This window comes from Pantoea sp. X-Soil-TKNS-1211 (assembly GCF_059730495.1).
In genome coordinates this window covers 229,321-246,899 of sequence record NZ_AP035957.1, presented here as the reverse complement: position 1 = coordinate 246,899, position 17,579 = coordinate 229,321, and the positions used below count along the sequence as shown (strand labels likewise).

Annotated in this window: 20 protein-coding genes and 1 pseudogene; 13 read left to right on the top strand and 8 right to left on the bottom strand. The window is 51.2% G+C overall.

Annotated features, from left to right (window positions below):
- Nucleotides 1-169: 169 nt before the first annotated feature.
- Both AC6I8W_RS27830 and AC6I8W_RS27825 read left to right on the top strand, forming a co-directional pair.
- Entirely contained in the window at nucleotides 170-976 is an 807-nt protein-coding gene (locus AC6I8W_RS27830; RefSeq protein ID WP_497839453.1) for an SDR family NAD(P)-dependent oxidoreductase, read from the top strand.
- A gap of 1 nt (nucleotide 977) precedes the next feature.
- Nucleotides 978-1,520 carry a carboxymuconolactone decarboxylase family protein gene (locus tag AC6I8W_RS27825; RefSeq protein ID WP_497839452.1) on the top strand — a complete coding sequence of 181 codons (543 nt, stop codon included), beginning with the start codon at nucleotides 978-980 and terminating at the stop codon, nucleotides 1,518-1,520.
- Nucleotides 1,521-1,568: 48 nt separating this feature from the next.
- On the opposite strand, the gene AC6I8W_RS27820 is transcribed toward AC6I8W_RS27825, so the two are convergent.
- Complete coding sequence (locus AC6I8W_RS27820; RefSeq protein ID WP_497839451.1) at nucleotides 1,569-2,198, bottom strand: LysE family translocator; 630 nt, start codon at nucleotides 2,196-2,198, stop codon at nucleotides 1,569-1,571.
- 116 nt (nucleotides 2,199-2,314) lie between these two features.
- On the opposite strand from AC6I8W_RS27820, the gene AC6I8W_RS27815 reads away from it, so the two are divergent.
- The 9 genes from AC6I8W_RS27815 to AC6I8W_RS27775 all read left to right on the top strand — a co-directional run bounded on the left by AC6I8W_RS27815 (nucleotide 2,315) and on the right by AC6I8W_RS27775 (nucleotide 7,789).
- A complete protein-coding gene (locus tag AC6I8W_RS27815; RefSeq protein ID WP_497839721.1) occupies nucleotides 2,315-2,710 on the top strand; it encodes an ACT domain-containing protein in 396 nt (131 codons plus the stop codon).
- A gap of 7 nt (nucleotides 2,711-2,717) precedes the next feature.
- Nucleotides 2,718-3,440, top strand: coding sequence for a metallophosphoesterase (locus AC6I8W_RS27810; protein WP_497839450.1), 723 nt, complete (start codon nucleotides 2,718-2,720; stop codon nucleotides 3,438-3,440).
- Between the two features lie 36 nt (nucleotides 3,441-3,476).
- On the top strand, nucleotides 3,477-4,019 hold the full coding sequence (locus tag AC6I8W_RS27805; protein WP_497839449.1) for a DUF924 family protein: 543 nt from the start codon (nucleotides 3,477-3,479) through the stop codon (nucleotides 4,017-4,019).
- 103 nt (nucleotides 4,020-4,122) lie between these two features.
- Entirely contained in the window at nucleotides 4,123-4,353 is a 231-nt protein-coding gene (vapB, locus tag AC6I8W_RS27800; RefSeq protein WP_497839720.1) for a type II toxin-antitoxin system VapB family antitoxin, read from the top strand.
- Nucleotides 4,350-4,769 (top strand): type II toxin-antitoxin system VapC family toxin, encoded by a 420-nt coding sequence (locus AC6I8W_RS27795; protein ID WP_497839448.1) that lies wholly within the window; start codon nucleotides 4,350-4,352, stop codon nucleotides 4,767-4,769. Before vapB ends, AC6I8W_RS27795 begins: the two co-directional genes overlap by 4 nt.
- Nucleotides 4,770-4,944: 175 nt before the next feature.
- The gene (locus tag AC6I8W_RS27790) at nucleotides 4,945-5,991 is read left to right on the top strand and encodes a catalase family peroxidase (protein WP_497839447.1); all 1,047 of its coding nucleotides are present in this window, start codon (nucleotides 4,945-4,947) and stop codon (nucleotides 5,989-5,991) included.
- Nucleotides 5,988-6,527, top strand: coding sequence for a cytochrome b (locus AC6I8W_RS27785; protein WP_497839446.1), 540 nt, complete (start codon nucleotides 5,988-5,990; stop codon nucleotides 6,525-6,527). The genes AC6I8W_RS27790 and AC6I8W_RS27785 overlap by 4 nt, the downstream gene beginning before the upstream one ends.
- Before the next feature lie 9 nt (nucleotides 6,528-6,536).
- Nucleotides 6,537-7,046, top strand: coding sequence for an RNA polymerase sigma factor (locus AC6I8W_RS27780; protein ID WP_497839445.1), 510 nt, complete (start codon nucleotides 6,537-6,539; stop codon nucleotides 7,044-7,046).
- On the top strand, nucleotides 7,043-7,789 hold the full coding sequence (locus AC6I8W_RS27775; protein ID WP_497839444.1) for an anti-sigma factor family protein: 747 nt from the start codon (nucleotides 7,043-7,045) through the stop codon (nucleotides 7,787-7,789). Before AC6I8W_RS27780 ends, AC6I8W_RS27775 begins: the two co-directional genes overlap by 4 nt.
- 42 nt (nucleotides 7,790-7,831) lie before the next feature.
- Here AC6I8W_RS27775 and AC6I8W_RS27770 read toward each other — a convergent pair whose 3' ends face one another.
- The gene (locus AC6I8W_RS27770; RefSeq protein WP_497839443.1) at nucleotides 7,832-8,857 is read right to left on the bottom strand and encodes an alpha/beta hydrolase; all 1,026 of its coding nucleotides are present in this window, start codon (nucleotides 8,855-8,857) and stop codon (nucleotides 7,832-7,834) included.
- Nucleotides 8,858-8,892: 35 nt separating this feature from the next.
- Nucleotides 8,893-10,086, bottom strand: a complete 1,194-nt coding sequence (locus AC6I8W_RS27765; protein ID WP_497839442.1) for an MFS transporter — start codon at nucleotides 10,084-10,086, stop codon at nucleotides 8,893-8,895.
- A 267-nt stretch (nucleotides 10,087-10,353) separates the two neighbouring features.
- On the opposite strand from AC6I8W_RS27765, the gene AC6I8W_RS27760 reads away from it, so the two are divergent.
- Together AC6I8W_RS27760 and AC6I8W_RS27755 are read left to right on the top strand one after the other, a co-directional pair.
- Entirely contained in the window at nucleotides 10,354-11,265 is a 912-nt protein-coding gene (locus AC6I8W_RS27760) for a LysR family transcriptional regulator (protein ID WP_497839441.1), read from the top strand.
- Between the two features lie 72 nt (nucleotides 11,266-11,337).
- Nucleotides 11,338-11,697 (top strand): DUF6404 family protein, encoded by a 360-nt coding sequence (locus AC6I8W_RS27755; RefSeq protein WP_497839440.1) that lies wholly within the window; start codon nucleotides 11,338-11,340, stop codon nucleotides 11,695-11,697.
- Between the two features lie 30 nt (nucleotides 11,698-11,727).
- Here AC6I8W_RS27755 and AC6I8W_RS27750 read toward each other — a convergent pair whose 3' ends face one another.
- From AC6I8W_RS27750 to AC6I8W_RS27730, 5 genes and pseudogenes are all read right to left on the bottom strand, one after another.
- Nucleotides 11,728-12,276 (bottom strand): GNAT family N-acetyltransferase, encoded by a 549-nt coding sequence (locus tag AC6I8W_RS27750; RefSeq protein ID WP_497839439.1) that lies wholly within the window; start codon nucleotides 12,274-12,276, stop codon nucleotides 11,728-11,730.
- A 66-nt stretch (nucleotides 12,277-12,342) separates the two neighbouring features.
- Complete coding sequence (locus AC6I8W_RS27745; protein ID WP_497839438.1) at nucleotides 12,343-13,647, bottom strand: putative bifunctional diguanylate cyclase/phosphodiesterase; 1,305 nt, start codon at nucleotides 13,645-13,647, stop codon at nucleotides 12,343-12,345.
- 340 nt (nucleotides 13,648-13,987) lie between these two features.
- A complete protein-coding gene (locus tag AC6I8W_RS27740; protein WP_497839437.1) occupies nucleotides 13,988-15,607 on the bottom strand; it encodes a methyl-accepting chemotaxis protein in 1,620 nt (539 codons plus the stop codon).
- 108 nt (nucleotides 15,608-15,715) lie between these two features.
- Nucleotides 15,716-16,792, bottom strand: a complete 1,077-nt coding sequence (locus tag AC6I8W_RS27735) for an alpha/beta fold hydrolase (protein WP_497839436.1) — start codon at nucleotides 16,790-16,792, stop codon at nucleotides 15,716-15,718.
- A gap of 370 nt (nucleotides 16,793-17,162) precedes the next feature.
- Nucleotides 17,163-17,386 (bottom strand): annotated as a pseudogene (locus tag AC6I8W_RS27730) (acyltransferase); the annotation flags it as partial.
- Between the last annotated feature and the right edge of the window lie 193 nt (nucleotides 17,387-17,579).

Sequence of the window (17,579 nt, the reverse complement as noted above, 5' to 3'; positions counted from 1 at the left end):
CTTGTGTTGGCAACAACATCGATGGGCAAACCATCCTGAAAGAATCATGCCCTGCAATCAATCTCTTTCTGGTGGAAAGATGTCCGAAATCGCACCCTTCTACGTCATTTTCTCCCTGCGGCGATGGCGTAACCTCAATGCATCCAATACATCCCGAAAGGTGAATAAGATGAGTGAGGAAGTGAAAGGCACGGCGGTGGTGACAGGCGCTTCGACCGGTATGGGGGCCATTTATGCCGCCAGGTTGGCAAAGATGGGTTATGACCTGATCATTGTCGCCCGTAACCACAATCGTCTGAACCAGATGGCCAGCCATATCACGGCAGATAGCCAACGTAACGTGGAAGTGGTGGCCGCAGACCTGAATGACGCACAGCAACTGGCGGCGCTGGAGGAGAAACTACGCAATGATGCCAGCATTACGTTATTGGTGAATAACGCCGGTATAGGTACGCACACGCCATTGGTTGACAGCCATGTCGACCAAATGACGACGATGATCAATCTCAACATTACCGCGTTAACCCGGCTGACCTACGCCGTTGTGCCTGGCTTTATCAGCCGCGGGCGGGGAGCCATCATCAACATCGCTTCGATTGTGGGTATCGCGCCCGAGATCCTGAACGGGGTGTATGGTGGCAGCAAGGCTTTTGTGCTGGCATTCAGCCAGTCCCTCCACCATGAGTTGTCGGGAAAAGGGATTCAGGTGCAGGTGGTGCTGCCCAGCGCGACAGCCACCCCGTTCTGGGATAACGGCGGTTTGCCGCTAAGCCAGCTTGACCCGGGGATTGTAATGAAAGCAGAAGACATGGTTGATGCCGCATTAAATGGATTTCAGCGCGGCGAGCTGATCACCATCCCGTCACTGCATGACGAAAGCCGTTTGCAACAATGGGAACAGGCGCGCCAGGCGGTGATTCAGGACTTCTCACACAATATCCCAGCCACGCGTTATCTGGGATCACAGGAGAAATAAGATGAGTCGTTTACATACGAATACGTTTGAGGAAGCCAGTGGCAAAGCCGCCGAGCTGTTCAAAGGCATTAAACAGGCGATGGGGAAAGTCCCCAATGCGTATCTGACCATTGGCAGCAATGCCCCTGATATTCTGGCGCAAACCTTACAGCTTAACGCGGCGTTGACCAGGAGCAGCCTCAGCGCACGGGAACGTGAGGCGATCAATCTGGCAGTCAGTGAGGAGAGCGGCTGTGATTATTGTCTCGCTGCCCATACGCCGCAGGCGATCAAAGCCGGTTACAGCGAGGCGCAGACGCTTGAACTACGTCAGGGATTTCTGGTCGATGATGCCAGAATCGATGCGCTGGTGAAGTTTGTGCAACTGCTGGTGTCAACGCGCGGCACCTTATCAGCCCATCATGTCAGTGCATTTCGCGATGCCGGGTTTAGTGACCAGCAAGTGGTTGAAACCATCGGTGTGGTGACCGCGATTCTGTTCACCAATATGCTTAATCGGGTGAATGATACTGAAGTTGATTTTCCGGCAATTCCCTCACTGTAGGACTATGACTAAACAGGCTTCATGTGTGGAAGCCTGTTTAGTTGCGGGTTATTTCTGAAACGATGTGAGGATAATTTTAATCCCTAACAACACCAGAATCGTCGAGGAGACGGTGTCGATGGCGCGTTTAAGGCGCAAATAGATATCTCGTGGTCTTTTCGCTGATAATAAAACCGCGACCAGTGAATACCATCCGGCATCAATCACGAATGCCATCAACGGAATAATATAATAGAAATATCCGGGAATCTCTTTGGGTAACAATGCAGTAAAGATGGAGGCAAACACCAGGGCGGTTTTCGGATTGCTCAACTGGGTCAACAATCCGTTGCGCCAGGTGGCGAACAAGGAATGAGCTTCTGCTAACGATTCTGAGGTCACACTAAAAGGTTTTGACGCATTCTTCGCAATCTTATAACCCATCCAGATCAGATAAAGGCCACCGGCAATTTTAAGCACGGTAAACAATTCAGGCAGAGCAATCAAAATCCTCTCCAGACCAAACATCGCCATGATCGAGAAGATAGCGGCCCCGGTTCCCATTCCCAGTGCGGTGATCAGGCCGTGCAATCGTGAGCGCGCGACAGCATTGCGGGCAACGTAGATAAAACTTGGACCAGGGCTAATTACGCCCATCATTAACACCGCTGCAATCGCCAACAGGCTGGACAACAACATAGTTTCTCCCGATCAGATGTCTGAAATTATCTGGCTCAGAATACACGCCGTGAAGGGTAGCGGCTATCCTGTTAGTGGGATTGCCACCCGAGTCGATGATGAAAAGAGTAACGATGATGTCAGGTGAAAATAATCTTCAGATTTTACTGCGCACGGCGTCACCCAGACGCAATGAGGGGCAGTTCGTCTTTTGTACTTTGCAGAACCCTGCGGCTGAGTTGCTGGCGCAGGCCATAGTGGTGGTGCGGGAACGTGAGGGGATCACGTTGGTGTTGCCGCAGGCGGTGGCGTTGGCGCAAGGTATCGGGTACGAGTACATTGCCGGATGGATCACCCTCGAAGTGCACTCTTCGCTGGCCGCTGTTGGCTTGACCGCAGCATTTTCTGCGGCACTGGCAGAGGATGGCATCAGCTGTAACGTGGTCGCAGGCTACTTCCATGATCATATTTTTGTCCCCTGGGATGATACGGAACGCGCCATCACCGTGATCCGTTCCCTTGCCGCACGCTGAGGTAAAGATGCTGGTAGCGCAGATCTCAGATATTCATGCTTCGCCTGACAATGATAATTTGCAACGGTTTGATAAAGCCCTTGCGTGGCTCGATCAGCTTAACCCGAACGTTCTGGTGCTGACCGGGGACTTGATTGATGACCAGTGGCTTACTGGATATTCGCTGATTGCTGAGCGGTTAAGCCAGAGAAAGTGGCCTTCGCGAGTACTTCCTGGTAACTCCGATGATCGCCGCCAGATGCGTGCGGTTTGGGATGCAGCTGCCCCGGATGAGTTCCTACACTTTAATTACGATGCTGGCGATCTGCGTCTGATCGGTCTGGACTCCACGCTGGCGAATACATCCGCAGGTAGCGTAGTCAACCATATTGCCTGGCTGGAGCAACAACTCCGGGATATCCATACGTCACCAGCGCTGCTATTTCTGCATCATCATGTTTTTGCATCGGGGATCCCCTCGCTGGACGAGACGATGTGTGCAGGGGCTGCGGAACTGGCCGCGCTGATCAGGCGTATGCCCGGCAAGGTTCTGGCAATTGCCACCGGGCATGTCCATCGGCCGATAGCGGGTTCTTTAGCCGGGGTTCCGGCTTATATCTGCGGTTCGCTGTGCCCGGCGAATCCCGTCTGGTTTGGTACAGATACGGTTCCCCCGGTTAACGACCCTCCGGCACTAATGATTCATCGCTATGTCGATAATGTGCTGACCAGTCACCATGTTTCCATCTAACACTCGTGCACATTCCGTAACGGTGGAGGGTATAACATGCATTACGAAGATGTTCTCCAGTTCTGGTTCAGTCATACCAGCAAAGATAAATGGTTCAAAAATGAACAGGCGTTTGACGACGAAATACGCCGGTTATTCGGCTGTTGCTGGGAGTCAGCCTGCCGAGGAGAACTGTTTACCTGGCGTGAGAATCTGTATGGCCGCCTTGCTGAAATCATTGTTCTCGACCAATTTTCCCGCAACCTGAATCGCCAAAGTAACACCGCCTGGCGTCAGGATGGCATGGCCTTGATCCTCGCTCAGGAGGCATTAAACATTGAGGGATGGGAATATCTCACGCTCGACGAAAAGGGGTTTATGTTAATGCCGTGGATGCATTCAGAGTCTGCGGAAATTCATGAAAAAGCGGTAGAACTGTTTGCGCAGCTTAAAGGTGGCTCGTATGCGCAAAGTGAGCGGGAACATCGCGAAATTATCTTGAGGTTTGGCCGCTATCCACATCGTAATGCGTTATTGGGTAGGGCGTCATCGGCCGATGAACAGGCCTTTCTGGAGAAACAGCGTTTATCTTTCTTTTGAATTCGGCCACGTATCCAGGAACTATACATATGCTTAGCATCTGCCTATACTGTACATATGCGCGTGGTGCGCTTTGGTCAGGCCGAACGGCCAGGAGAATATGATGAGAACCGTTTCGATTTTTAAAAATGGTAACAATCGCGCTATTCGTTTACCGCGCGATCTCGATTTTGAAGGTGTTAGTGAACTAGAGATTATTCGTGAAGGTGACAGCATTATTTTACGCCCTGTTCGGCCTACCTGGAGTTCGTTCAGTCAATTTGAAAAGGCTGACTCAGATTTTATGACAGAGCGCGGGGACATTGTCAGCGACGAAGGACGCTTTGAACTGTGAATAAGACCTACATGCTGGACACGAACATCTGCTCATTTATCATGCGTGAGCAACCGGAGGCGGTGATCACTCGTCTTGAGCAGAGGGTGTTGCGCGGTCACCGTATCGTGGTGTCCGCTATCACCTACGCTGAAATGCGCTTTGGCGCGATTGGCAAGAAGGCTTCTCCGCGGCATGCGCTGCTTGTTGATGCATTCTGCGCTCGTCTTGATGCTATTCTTCCCTGGGACAAGGCGGCTGTTGATGCGACCACGGAGATCAAGGGATGGCTGGCAAGCGCCGGAACCCCCATCGGACCTAACGACACCGCCATAGCCGGACATGCAGTGGCTACAGGTGCCATTCTGGTCACCAACAATACGCGAGAGTTTGAGCGGGTCACTGATTTGTTGTTGGAGGACTGGAGTCGATCATAAAACACGAAAGGTGAATTGAAGGAGCAGACGCGCTGCTTTGTGGTGCCCCCCGTCAATATTGAATGTGCACCGTTTCCCTCTCTGGCATCCTCTGAGTAAAAAATTTTTTTGTTGCGGGAATAAACCTGCCGCCCATTCGTCTTATTCGCTCAATGTGAGCAGGGTGAGCAAAAAAATGATTCCAACTCCACTTTCTACCGGTCAGAAAATGCGGCGTTTGTTGCTGATCGGTCTGGTTCCACTGGTTGTACTTGTGTTGTTCTTATGGGCTGGTGGTTGGCTGACGCCAGCACGACTAACCTCCGACAAACTGGTTTCGGTGTTGCAGCAAGCGGGCGGTGAGCATCCGGGTTATCGCCGCAATCATGCCAAAGGGATCTGCGTGATTGGCACATTTGCTTCCAACGGCAATGCCAGTGGGTTATCGCGCGCGACGCTTTTCGCGCCGGGTGAGACCCCGGTGACCGGACGCTTCGCTATCGCAGGCGGCAACCCGTCAGCGCCGGATTATGCGGTACCGGTGCGCAGCATGGCGTTAGCTTTTCAGCAGCGAGATGGCGAGCAATGGCGCACCGGAATGAATGCCATGCCGTTGTTTCCGGTGGCAACCCCTGAAGGTTTTTATGAGCTGCAAACCGCCACGCTTCCCGATCCGGCGACGGGCAAACCTGATCCGCAAAAGGTAGGGGCCTTTGTGGGAAAACATCCTGAATTTAAGGCGTTTCTGGCCTGGGCGAAGCAATATGTCCCATCGTCAAGCTGGGCCAGCGATCGTTTCAATAGTCTGAATGCGTTCCGGTTTATCGATAAAGCGGGCGCGGCACATCTGGTGCGCTGGAGTATGGTGCCCCATGCCGACTATCAGCCGATTAGTGCCACGGATAAAAATGATAAAGATTTTCTCCAGCAGGACCTGCAACAACGCCTGAATCAGGGACCGCTGAAATGGGACCTCGTGATCACCGTCGCGCAGCCGGGTGATGATGGCAGCAATGCGACCAAAGTCTGGCCTGCCGATCGCCAAACCATCAATGCCGGGACCCTGGTGTTAACCCGCGCGTTGCCGCAGCAACAGGGACCGTGCAACGACATCAATTATGATCCCCTGATCCTTCCTGATGGGATTGCCGCATCCAATGATCCGTTACTCAATGCGCGTTCGGCGGCGTATGCCAAATCTTATAACCTGCGTACACGTGAACAGGCGGGGACCCACTTATGAAACATGTCGGCTATTTTCACCCTGTGCTGCGTCTTATCCATTGGTTAATGGCGGCCGCGATTGTGGCGATGCTGTTTATTGGCGTGGCGATGGTCGCCACCGTGTCATCGCTGCATAGCCTGCTGGTCACGGTCCATAAACCGTTGGGGCTGATGATTTTGGTGCTGGTGGTAGTGCGTCTGTGGCTGCGCTTTGCTACCGTCACCCCGGCATTACCCGCTTCTCTACCCGGCTGGCAGCGAGGCATGGCGCATCTCTCGCACTGGGCGCTGTATGCGATGATGCTGATTCAGCCGTTGATCGGCTGGGCGATGTTGTCTGCGGCGGGAATGCCAATCTCTTTAGGTGGCAAATGGTTGCTACCGCCGATTTTGCCAGTGGATAATGACTGGTATGCCATACTGCGTCCTCTGCATACCCTGGTGGCGTTGATGTTGTTTATCACCGTACTGCTGCATTTAGCCGCCGCTCTATTCCATGCGCTGATACTGCGCGATGGGGTTTTTTCGAGTATGTCGGGCGCTCGCAGACGCTAAAGGATCACCATGTCACAACTGACCGATGATGAAATCCGCCAGGTGATGCCACATCTGGAACGCTTTGCGCTGTGGTTGACCCGCAATCCGCACAGCGCGGAAGATTTGGTACAAAGCTGCCTGACGAAAGCGTTAACCCGCCAGCGGCAGGGCGAGGGTGAACAGAGTCTGCGTGCCTGGCTGTTTGCTATTCTTTACCGTCAGTTTGTTGATGGCGAACGGCGGCGCAAACGTTATATGAAGCTGCTGACTTTTTTCACTGGTGAGGAGATGTTCACCCAATCCACCGAGTCAATGGCGATTGCCGACGATACGCTGGCGGTTTTTGCGGCATTACCCACGGATTATCGCGTCATTTTGTTGCTGGTGAGCGTTGAGGGACTGAGCTATAAAGAGGCGGCCGAAACGCTGGATATCCCACTCGGGACCGTGATGTCGCGGTTATCGCGTGGACGTAAGTTGCTGCATGAGCAGTTGGAAGGTAAGGCGACGCCGTTGCCGCTAAGGAGACTAAAATGACTTTGCCACCGGATGAACACGATCTCCATGCCTGGATGGATGGCGAAGCGGATGAGGCAACGGCAGAGCGCGTTGAACGCTACCTGAAAGAAAACCCGCAGGCCGCTGCGCAAGTTGCCGGTTGGCGGGCTGACGCGCAACAATTACGTCAGGCCATCAGCCGGCATACGCGGGTGGTTGACCGCCCCCATCTGCAATACCTGCGGCGTCAGATGCGGCAACAACGGTTACGGCAACTGTCGACGGCATGCATGCTGGTGCTGGCGGTAAGTGTCGGTGGTTTCACCGGTTGGCACCTGAAAGAGTCGCAGGTCATTACCAGCCCGCAGCCGATGGAAGACGCGGTGCAGGCTTATAAGATCTTTGATAATCAGACACAAACCCCGATGGACGTGATGGCGAGCCAGCACGCCGAACTGAGCAGTTGGGTGGCGCGTTATTTTATCAACGGCGATCCGCCGCCCAATCTTGAACAGTTTGGCTTCAGGTTGGTGGGGGCGCGGCTGATGGCGACGGCGCAGGGGCCCGCCGCGTTGATAATGTATCAGGACCCACAGGGAACACGGGTAGGGTGGTATATCCGCCCGCTGGACCCGGTGAAATTACCGCATGGTGAGCGCCGGGCCGACGATGTCATGGCACAGTACTGGAGTGATGAGCACTACAACTATGCCCTGGTGACGCCGATCAACTCGTCCGGGGTGAGTGGGTTGCGTAAGGCGATGTCGCTGGCAACGAGTTAGGTAGGGTTCTCGTCGCCCCCCGAGAGTGGGGGGCGATGATCATTACAAGTTGGTTTTGAAGAATGACGTCAGCTTAGCGAAGGGGATCAGGTCGGTACGATCGTAGAGATCGACATGGCCTGCGTTGGGAACGATATACAGCTCTTTAGGCTGCGCAGCGCGTTTATAAGCGTCTTCACTAAATTCTTTTGAATGTGCCTGATCACCGGTAATAAATAACATCGGACGTGGTGAAATAGTTTCAATGTCGTTAAATGGATAGAAATTCATAAATTTGACGTTACTGGTCAGCGTCGGGTGCGTAGTGAATTGCGACGTGGTGCCTTTTGGCGTGAATTCCCCTCGTGGCGTGCGGTAAAAATCGTAAAACTCCTTCTCTATTGGCGATGAACTGGCATCGATGTTATGCACGGTGCCGCTGGTGTACTGGGTTGCCCCGCCAGTGAATTCAACATAACGCTGCTCAGCGGCGTCAGCGATGATCTTCTTACGTTGTTCAAGGGTTAACGAGTGATGCAGTGCGTTGCGATTGGCTGAACCCATGTCATACATGCTGACCGTGGCAATGGCTTTCATGCGGGGATCGATTTTTGCCGCACTGATAACAAAACTGCCACTGCCACAGATCCCTAGCACACCGATGCGCTTGCGATCGATAAAGGTGCGGGTGCCGAGATAATCCACTGCGGCACTGAAATCTTCGGCGTAGATGTCGGGTGACACCGCATTGCGTGGCTGTCCGGCACTTTCTCCCCAGAAGGAGATGTCGATGGCCAGAGTGACGAATCCTTGCTCCGCCAGCTTTTGTGCGTACAGATTGGAGCTTTGCTCTTTCACCGCCCCCATCGGGTGACCCACAATGATCGCCGGGTGTTTGGTGTTCTGGTCGAGGCCGACCGGCATAAACAGATTACCCGTGACATCCATCTGATACTGATTTTTGAAGGTGACCTTTTGGCTCGTGACCTTATTACTGTGATAAAAGTTATCTGCACCGTGCGACATATCGGCACTGGTAGCCGCGAATGCACTGAATAACAATCCCAGAAGTAGTGTGAATCTCTTCATTATAAATTTCCTGATGGTTATGAAAGAACAAGGATTTAGGGTTGTGCTCTTTTAGCCAGCTGCCTGGTCAGGATGGCAGCCAACAGTAATATTCCGGCGCTCAGTACAAAGCTGGCGCGATAGCCGTTGGTATCAAAAGCAAGGCCGCCTGCGGTGGAACCGAGCGCAATCGAGAGCTGTACGACGGCGACCATTAATCCTCCACCGGCTTCGGCGTCCTGCGGCAGGGTATTTGCTACCCAGCTCCACCAGCCCACGGGTGCCGCAGTTGCGATCAATCCCCATAATCCGAGCACCGGGAGTACCAACCAGGCATGTGTGCCAGCGCCGGTCAGTACCACCGCCAGCAGCGCCATCAGCAAAGGAATCGCGACCAGAGTCGAAAAGAAGCCGACTTTTAACGCGCTGTTAATCATCAGGGTGCCAAGAAAACCGCAGACACCAATGAACAACAAGATCAGTGAAAGTTGTGTTGGGCTAACCTGAGTCACCGTTTCGAGGAAGGGGCGCAGATAGGTGAACAGCGCAAACTGCCCCATAAAAAACACGCCACAGGCTGCCATCCCCATCACCACTGCGGGTCGTTTCAACAGCCCGAAGATAGGAGTCTGCTTGCCTGAAGCGGGTATCACACGCATGGCAGGGAGGGCGAGGCATTGCCAGATCAATGCCAACAGGGAGACAGGAATGAGCAACAAGAATGCGCCTCGCCATCCGATCATGGCTCCGAGAAAACTCCCTAACGGGGCGGCTACCACGGTTGCCAGCGCATTACCGCTGTTGAAGATCGCCAGGGCGCGCGCTACACGCTGTGGCGGCACTAAGCGGATGGCGGTAGCAGCAGACATGGACCAGAACCCCCCGATAGCGATGCCAATCAGCGCTCTACCGGCCATATAGGTCAGATAGTCTTGCGCCAGACCAATAATCGCGGAGGAAAGGGTCATCAGCACAGTCATGCCGAGCAATACATGCTTGCGGTTGAGGCCTCGCGCTAACGTTGCAACCGCAAGACTGGTGACGACGGCAAAAGCACCGGATACAGATATGCCCTGTCCGGCGAGTCCTTCACTCACCCGAAGATCACTAGCCAGCGGGCTGAGCAAACTCACAGGCATAAACTCTGAGGCGACGAGGGCGAAGACACACAATGTCATTGCCATGACCCCGCTCCAGTTCGCCGTTTCTCGGGTTGGCTCATGGGTTAACTCGCGTGTTGCATCCGTCATAACCGGTTTTTCCTCCGCATAGGTTTCATGGTTTTCCTGTCGTTACCTTTTTTCGCCATAAGTGTTCCCGCATGCGGATAACGCATGTGTAGACCGGTTGATCAAGGGTTGCTGATTTTGCTTATAACCGTGTCGCGACGGGGTTTGCTGAGCGGGTTACGTCATAACTGGTGATGGGATAAATATGACAGCTGTGGCAAAGTATGACTAGCTAATGGATTATTACTGAGCTTATAAGTACAACTTATAAATTCTGAGGAGTTGGGGATGTTCAGGCGCAACCTAAATGATCTGATTTCTTTTATCACCGTGGCGCGCGAGGGCAGTTTTACGCGTGCAGCAGCCTTGTTAGGCGTGACGCAACCTGCGTTAAGCCAGTCAGTCACGGCATTAGAAACCCGGTTACAAATTCGATTGTTGACCCGCACCACGCGCAGGGTTGCACCCACAGCAGCGGGGGAAAAACTATTGCAGTCCATCGGTCAGCATTTTGACGAGATTGAGCTGGAGCTGGAAAACCTCACGGAACTGCGTGAGAAGCCAGCAGGAACGGTGCGTATTACCTGTGGTGATCATGTATTGCGTACGACCCTGTTACCAAAACTTTCCCCGCTGATGCACCAGTACCCGGATATCAATATTGAATTTAACGTTAATTACGGTTTTACCGATATTGTTGCAGACCGGTTCGATGCCGGGGTACGGCTGGGTGATACTATCGATAAGGATATGGTCGCTGTGCCGATTGGACCTCCTTTACGTATGGCGGTCGTTGCATCACCTGAATATTTTGCTACCAATCCGCCGCCACAGACACCACGCGATCTGACACATCATAAGTGTATCAATCAACGAATGGTAAGCTCCGGTGGTCTGTATGTCTGGGATTTTGAGCATGAAGGCAAGCAGGTGAATGTCCGGGTGGACGGACAGGTTTTATTTAATACGTCATTGCATGTCGTCGATGCGGCGTTGGCGGGGCATGGTATTGCCTGGTTGCCTGAGGAGGAGTTTTCACCCTATATCAGCGAAGGCAAACTGACGCGTGTGTTGGAAGAATGGTGTCCCGCCTTTGCCGGCTATTATCTTTATTATCCCAGCCGCCGCCAGCCTTCTACCGCATTTACCCTGGTAGTGGATGCGCTTCGATACAGAACACTTTCTGCAGGAAAAAAATAACAGAGTATTTTGCCAATCAATTCTGCCCTGTATGCTGCTGTAGGTTAATGGAGAAGACAACGGAGGTTTACAATGGCAAAGAATGCGAATTTCGACAGGAAGAAAGAACGTGCACTGGAAATAATGGCCGCGAAGGGCATGTGGCGTAGCAATTATGCGCCGCCACTGCATCGTCTGTTATGGAAACTGGGGGTAAATATTCCACCACCGCCCTTTACCTTCTTCTGGACCAATGTGTTGCTGTTCGGTCCCGGTTTTGGTCTCACCTGGGGGATATTAATGTGGTTTACCACCTGGCAACCTCAGTGCGCGAGTCTTACCACTGCTTTACTCTCTTCTGTCATGGCGGGTTTATTCTTCGGGCTGATGATGGCCGCGTTTCACCGCTGGCGTAAATACGTGAACAGGCTTCCTGAGTGGGGGAAATTGTAAAAAGTCGCTGGAAGATTTCCCTGATTTTAGTCAGATATGCTCAGGGAAAATAAGTGAATTAAGAACATGGTCCTGCCAGCTGCCGTTGATTTTGAGGTAGGACTTTGCATAACCCTCCCGGCTAAAACCAAGCTTCGTCAGAGTATTGCTACTTCGCAGGTTAGTGGGAAGATGATTCGCCATCACCCGATGCAAACCATATTCTTTCTGCACATGCGTGAGCGCCATCTCCAGCGCTTCGTGCATTAACCCTTTGCCCTGATATGTTCTGTCCAGGGAAAAGCCCAGATAGCACGCCTGAAAAACGCCATACACGAAATTGGTAAAGTTGATGCTGCCAATAATTTTGTCTTCACCTTTCGGCGTAAAAACCAGCAGCAGGTTTTTCCTTGCGGTAAAATCGGCGGTTGCATCGGCAATCCGCTGACGGGTGTGTTCAAGGGTGAAATATTCTTCCGCGCGTACGGGTTCAAAGGGGGCGAAATGATCCCGGTTATTGACTAAAAAGGCGAGATAAGCCTCAGCGAGATTTTCTGTCAGCAGATAAATATCGGTACGTGTGGTTGCAAGCAAAGTCATTTTCTTCCCTGAAGCACAAGTGTAATTATCGGGATTATAGGTTATTTCATCTCACTACTTCAAAAGTTAACTCTCGTGGGAGGAGCCGAACTTTCCATTACAACCTTTTTTTTTAATCCACATCAGGGCATCTGTCGCAGGCAGGGGGCGGGAAAAATGGAAACCCTGAAACAGCTGGCATCCCATTTTTTTCAGGTATTCGAAATACTCTTCATTTTCGATCCCCTCGGCGAGCACGTTTAACCCCATCTCCCGGGATAGTTCGATGGTTTTTTGTACCACGATGGATGCTGATTCATTTTTGAATACCTGCATAATAAGTGACTTATCGATCTTGATATCATCAACAGCGAAATCACTGATTGATTTTAACGATGAGTACCCAACACCAAAGTCATCAATCGCCCATTTGATGCCCAGTCCACTAAAGCGTTGCATAACGTCGGCAATTTTTTCCTGGTCGTAGATAAACGTGGTTTCGGTAATTTCAAACTTGATTCTTTCCGGGCGGATTTTGCTGTTTGAAAGCGTTAGTAGAGTATCCTGAGTAAAGTCTCTGTGCATCAACTGTAACGGGCTGATATTGATGGAGAAGGCGATGTCACCGAGGTTGTGGAGGCGCTCCCAATCAGCAACCTGGCGTAATGTCTGTTCCATTACCCATCTTCCGATATCGATGATCAAACCACTTTTCTCCGCAATCGGAATGAAGACTTCAGGTGAGATAAACCCTTTGGCCGGATGTTTCCAGCGCAGCAGGGCTTCAAATCCAATCAATACTTTATTACTGTCCAGCTGTGGTTGGTAATACAGTTGTAATTGGTTTCTCTCAATGGCCAGGGAAAGCTCGCGTTTAATTAAGTCGGTTTCAGAGTAGTTCCCACGTGCGGTAAAAACGGCCAGCAAAAGCGCCACGACGGGAACAGAACAGTTGGCGATATAGAAACCGGACACATGCGCCATATCAGTCTGGAAGCGACCATCCTGCCATATGGTGCCGGTGGAGACAAAAAACAGGTAAACCAGCAGGCAAATCAAGGGGAATACCTGCTTTAAATACCCGGATTGCTGTCGTAACACCAATGCGGCACCAATTGTCAAGGCAACAAGGTAATTGTATTCTGAATGCTTAGCGAAATCATGATTATTATCAAATAAACAAAGCAGGATGATGCTAATCAACAAGCCATGAGAAATAATATATATGTGTCGATTAATCTTGTTCCAGAAGGCAGCGGCTGAAATATAGACACCCAGGACTGTAGTCATACAATAAAAGAGGAATATAAAGCGATCGCCGAGGGTGAAATTTAAGATGGCCATATATAATCCGGCCAGAATGCTGGAGATGCCAGAGATGAGAATGGTCATGCGCAGTTTTCTCTCGGCACTATTTCCCTTTAGAATAAAGGGTAAGTTTTTTATTTTTGAGTACCTGGTGGAAAAATAAGCATTCATTCTCTGTGCTCTTTTTTGATGTTATAGGTGATGATCAATCATACTATAGCGAGATTGCAGTTGTTGGACGTTATGATTTTTTTAGCATTATTTCATCGGGAGAGAGGATATTTCGCTTTTAAAGATATATCTTGCAAGGGGGATCGATTGAGGCTGGCTGGGCAGTAAAATGGGATTTGCAGAGGTGGGGTGACCTAACCCTATTTCATCCGAGCCTTTAATTCCACAGGAGAAAAGGCTCGGATATTTGCAACTAGTTCAGGTTAATCAACGCCAGATCATGTGCTCCGCTATACAGATCATTTCCCAGGTTGGCTTTATCGTCGTCCACCTGGAAACGCGTGACCGACTGTTGCAGGTTCACCACCTGTTCTTGCAGCGAGCTGGCTGCCGTTGCCACCTCAGACACCAGCGAGGCATTCTGCTGAGTGACACCATCCATCTGCTGAATGGCGATATTGATCTGCGAGATACCGCGTGTCTGCTCACCGGAGGCGAGCATCACTTCATCCATAATCTCGACCACTTTCTTCACATCAACCATGACTTCATTCATGGTGACACCCGCCTGTTTCACCAGCCCGGAACCCTGCTCAATACTGCTGAGCGAGTCATTGATCATGGTGCCAATTTCTTTCGCCGCCGTGGCGCTGCGCTGCGCCAATACGCGAACTTCTGATGCTACCACAGCAAACCCACGCCCAGCTTCTCCGGCACGTGCCGCTTCAACGGCGGCATTCAGCGCCAGCAGGTTGGTCTGGAAAGCAATGCCGTCAATAACACCGACGATGTCACCAATTTTGGCTGAACTTTTCTCAATCGAACTCATGGTGGATACCACTTCAGACACCACGTTGGCACCACGGGAAGCGGAATTTGAGGCTTTCTGTGACAGCGCATTCGCCTTGCGGGTGTTGTCTTCGTTATTTTGCACAGTCGCCATAATCTGCTCCATGCTGGAGGCGGTTTCATCCAGTGAAGCGGCCTGTTGCTCGGTGCGACTGGAGAGGTCGATATTGCCGGAGGCGATCTCTTCCACACCGGTTCCGATCGCATCTGTACCGTTGCGTACCAGCAGAACCATATTTTCCAACCCATCGCGCATGCGCTGTACGGCTGCAAACAGTTGGGCTATCTCGTTTTTCCCGCTGATATCAATGCGTGCGCGTAGATCACCTTCCGCAATGCGGTCAAAAACATTAATCACATTATTCAGCGGCTTGACGATCAAATTGGTCATCACCGACCAGGCCAGACCGGCCAGCACCAGGGCGCAGGCAATGGAGAAGTACAACACAAACTCCATGCGTTTCACCCGGTCACTGGAGTCGTCATAGGCGACATCAATGCTTTTCAATTTAAAGGCAACCAGGGCTTTGGAGGCGGTATCAAAGGCACCATACAAGGCTGTCGACTTTCCGGCGCGCTGACGATATTCGTCCAGCTTACCGGCTTCCAGCGCGTCAAAGGCCGGGTTAATGAACTCTTTCATCAATGCATCACGGGTCGTCGCCATTTCTGCCGCAATCGGACGTTCTTCTGCCGATTGCGGATATTTCAGGTAGTCCTGCCATTTCGCGCTGGCGCTATCAATTTTGCCGCGAGCGCGCTCCAGTGCCACTTTGGCTTTTACTGTGTCGCCGCTACCCATCAGTGATTCATATAAACGCAAATCCAGTCGGCCACGTAATAAAAGCTCTGAACTTTCATTCAGCGCCACTAATCCCGGCAAAACTTCGGTATCCACTGTGGCAAAGGATTTATTCCCCGACTGCACGGCAAATAATCCCAGAATGCCTACGAAGAGTAACAGTGCAGTCAGTGAAAAGATCATTATGCTGAGTGCAGTGCGGATCTTTATTCTACGAAACATAGAGTATTCCCTGCTAACGATTAAATGATGAAATGGAGAATGCGGTCGAAAATAAATCCCTTATTAAAACGGGAAGTAACCGGGGTTACTTCCTGACAAAGAAAGATATTAATGACTTTCCGTTGCGACGGGCGTATGTGCTAAGAACGTTTTCAGTTTTTCATGATAAAACTTTGCCTGCATCATGGTGCCATGCCCGCTGGTTTCCGCACTCGCCGGGATAAGCAGCAATTCAGCCTGTTTTATCTGATGTAATTCGCCCTGGAGAATGCCGGTTTCAACCGGGTTACGTTCATCATCCGCTGAATTAATAATTAACATCGGCGCTTTGATATGATTCAGGGCAGGCAGCGCATTATAATTTGCCGATGAACTCCAGATATAAATGAGGTCGTTAGCATCGGCGGTGACCGGTGCTGCAAGACGTTCATCAACCAGCTTATCCGCTAGCGCGCGCGTAGGTGCTTTGTGTTGATACGCCAGCGTACCGCCTGTGGTGGCGATACTGAACATGATATTGGCGGTTTTCAGTGTCGCAGGCTGCTGGCGATAATTGCCTTCGGCCCAGGTGGGATCACCTTTGATCGATTCGACCAACATGCGGCGCAGCATCCAGTTACGACCGGACAACTCATTGGGTTGTGAGGCCATTGGTACCAGCGCGTCCATCATCGCCGGGTATTTTTCACCCCATAGCCAGGTTTGCATACCTCCCATAGAATATCCCATCACCAGGCGGAGATGAGAAATACCCAAACCCTCTTTAATTAAACGATATTGTGCGGTCACCATATCGTCATAATCGTAGTGAGGGAATGCCATGCGCAAACCATCCGAAGGCTTGGATGACTTTCCGGAACCAATACTTTCCGGGATGATAATAAAATATTTGCTGCTATCCAGCGCCTGTCCCGGACCAAATAACTCACCGGCAAAACCCTGAGCAAGTAACGCTTTAACGGGCTGATTAGTTCCGTGAAGTAATAATACCGCAGGTTTACTGCGATCGCCGATCGTGTAGTAATGAATGCGCAGATCTTTCAGTTTTTCGCCGTTATTAAAGGTAAATTCTTTGGCGACCCAGTCAGCTTCTTTTGGTGCGGGTGATGAATTTGCTGCCTGACTTAAAGGTGATAAAGCTAACAGAATGGCACCCGCCACTCCTGATATCGTGCGACTAATCATAAAAGCAACTCTTAAGTTATATGTAGTCCCCTGGAGGCCTGATATTAGTTTCAATTAAGAAAAATCCCAATGAACATCAACGACATCAGGGAAAAAACACACAATGCTCTTTATTTTTGAGTTTTAACAAGACGATTTTTAGTCGGTTTTTCTTAGGATAATACATCCGTGTATTATTTCTGCCGTTCTCATCAGGTGCTTAGTTCAGCCAGAAACACGAAAGTCTCCTCTTTTCTCCCGTGCATCTATCGTGTTGCTTAAGCGTGGTAGCTTTGGCTATTTCTTCTTACTAAACAGAATAAACAGGCCGTTACTGTGCGCTCTGGATGGCAGCCAGCGCATGATCTAACCGCGCCCACTATCGCCGCACAATGCCGGGATGCTCAAACGCGTACATTTTTCGATGCATATGCACGCAGCCGTCCGGCATACAAATCGCATAGGAATTGTAATTAAGCCCGTCTTCTCCGCGTTCGGTACTGCCAGCTCGGTAATCTGTTGGGCCGTCAGGTCGGGAACGTGCCAGTAGCCGGTGAGACACATTTCCGGAAAGGCCAGAATCTTAATACCCTGCTGGATAAAGTCTTTCATCACGCAACCGGCCATGACGCAACAGATTCAGCCAGCCAGCGGTGGTGTTACTGATTCTGCTGCGTGATAACTTTCTGAGTGTGGTTTGCCCCCCGACAATTGATTTATATCTAACGAATGGAGATATCCCAATTGCCATTGATGCTGCAAAACTCTTATTTTTGTTTGGGAAGCGTTAAAAGCCCAAGACCACTGG

Bases quoted from the DNA above. Each gene is read 5' to 3' on its own strand.
- AC6I8W_RS27830 (WP_497839453.1), top strand. From the start codon at position 170: ATGAGTGAGGAAGTGAAAGGCACGGCGGTGGTGACAGGCGCTTCGACC.
- AC6I8W_RS27825 (WP_497839452.1), top strand. From the start codon at position 978: ATGAGTCGTTTACATACGAATACGTTTGAGGAAGCCAGTGGCAAAGCC.
- AC6I8W_RS27820 (WP_497839451.1), bottom strand. From the start codon at position 2,198: ATGTTGTTGTCCAGCCTGTTGGCGATTGCAGCGGTGTTAATGATGGGC.
- AC6I8W_RS27815 (WP_497839721.1), top strand. From the start codon at position 2,315: ATGTCAGGTGAAAATAATCTTCAGATTTTACTGCGCACGGCGTCACCC.
- AC6I8W_RS27810 (WP_497839450.1), top strand. From the start codon at position 2,718: ATGCTGGTAGCGCAGATCTCAGATATTCATGCTTCGCCTGACAATGAT.
- AC6I8W_RS27805 (WP_497839449.1), top strand. From the start codon at position 3,477: ATGCATTACGAAGATGTTCTCCAGTTCTGGTTCAGTCATACCAGCAAA.
- vapB (WP_497839720.1), top strand. From the start codon at position 4,123: ATGAGAACCGTTTCGATTTTTAAAAATGGTAACAATCGCGCTATTCGT.
- AC6I8W_RS27790 (WP_497839447.1), top strand. From the start codon at position 4,945: ATGATTCCAACTCCACTTTCTACCGGTCAGAAAATGCGGCGTTTGTTG.
- AC6I8W_RS27785 (WP_497839446.1), top strand. From the start codon at position 5,988: ATGAAACATGTCGGCTATTTTCACCCTGTGCTGCGTCTTATCCATTGG.
- AC6I8W_RS27780 (WP_497839445.1), top strand. From the start codon at position 6,537: ATGTCACAACTGACCGATGATGAAATCCGCCAGGTGATGCCACATCTG.
- AC6I8W_RS27775 (WP_497839444.1), top strand. From the start codon at position 7,043: ATGACTTTGCCACCGGATGAACACGATCTCCATGCCTGGATGGATGGC.
- AC6I8W_RS27770 (WP_497839443.1), bottom strand. From the start codon at position 8,857: ATGAAGAGATTCACACTACTTCTGGGATTGTTATTCAGTGCATTCGCG.
- AC6I8W_RS27765 (WP_497839442.1), bottom strand. From the start codon at position 10,086: ATGACGGATGCAACACGCGAGTTAACCCATGAGCCAACCCGAGAAACG.
- AC6I8W_RS27760 (WP_497839441.1), top strand. From the start codon at position 10,354: ATGTTCAGGCGCAACCTAAATGATCTGATTTCTTTTATCACCGTGGCG.
- AC6I8W_RS27755 (WP_497839440.1), top strand. From the start codon at position 11,338: ATGGCAAAGAATGCGAATTTCGACAGGAAGAAAGAACGTGCACTGGAA.
- AC6I8W_RS27750 (WP_497839439.1), bottom strand. From the start codon at position 12,276: ATGACTTTGCTTGCAACCACACGTACCGATATTTATCTGCTGACAGAA.
- AC6I8W_RS27745 (WP_497839438.1), bottom strand. From the start codon at position 13,647: ATGACCATTCTCATCTCTGGCATCTCCAGCATTCTGGCCGGATTATAT.
- AC6I8W_RS27740 (WP_497839437.1), bottom strand. From the start codon at position 15,607: ATGTTTCGTAGAATAAAGATCCGCACTGCACTCAGCATAATGATCTTT.
- AC6I8W_RS27735 (WP_497839436.1), bottom strand. From the start codon at position 16,792: ATGATTAGTCGCACGATATCAGGAGTGGCGGGTGCCATTCTGTTAGCT.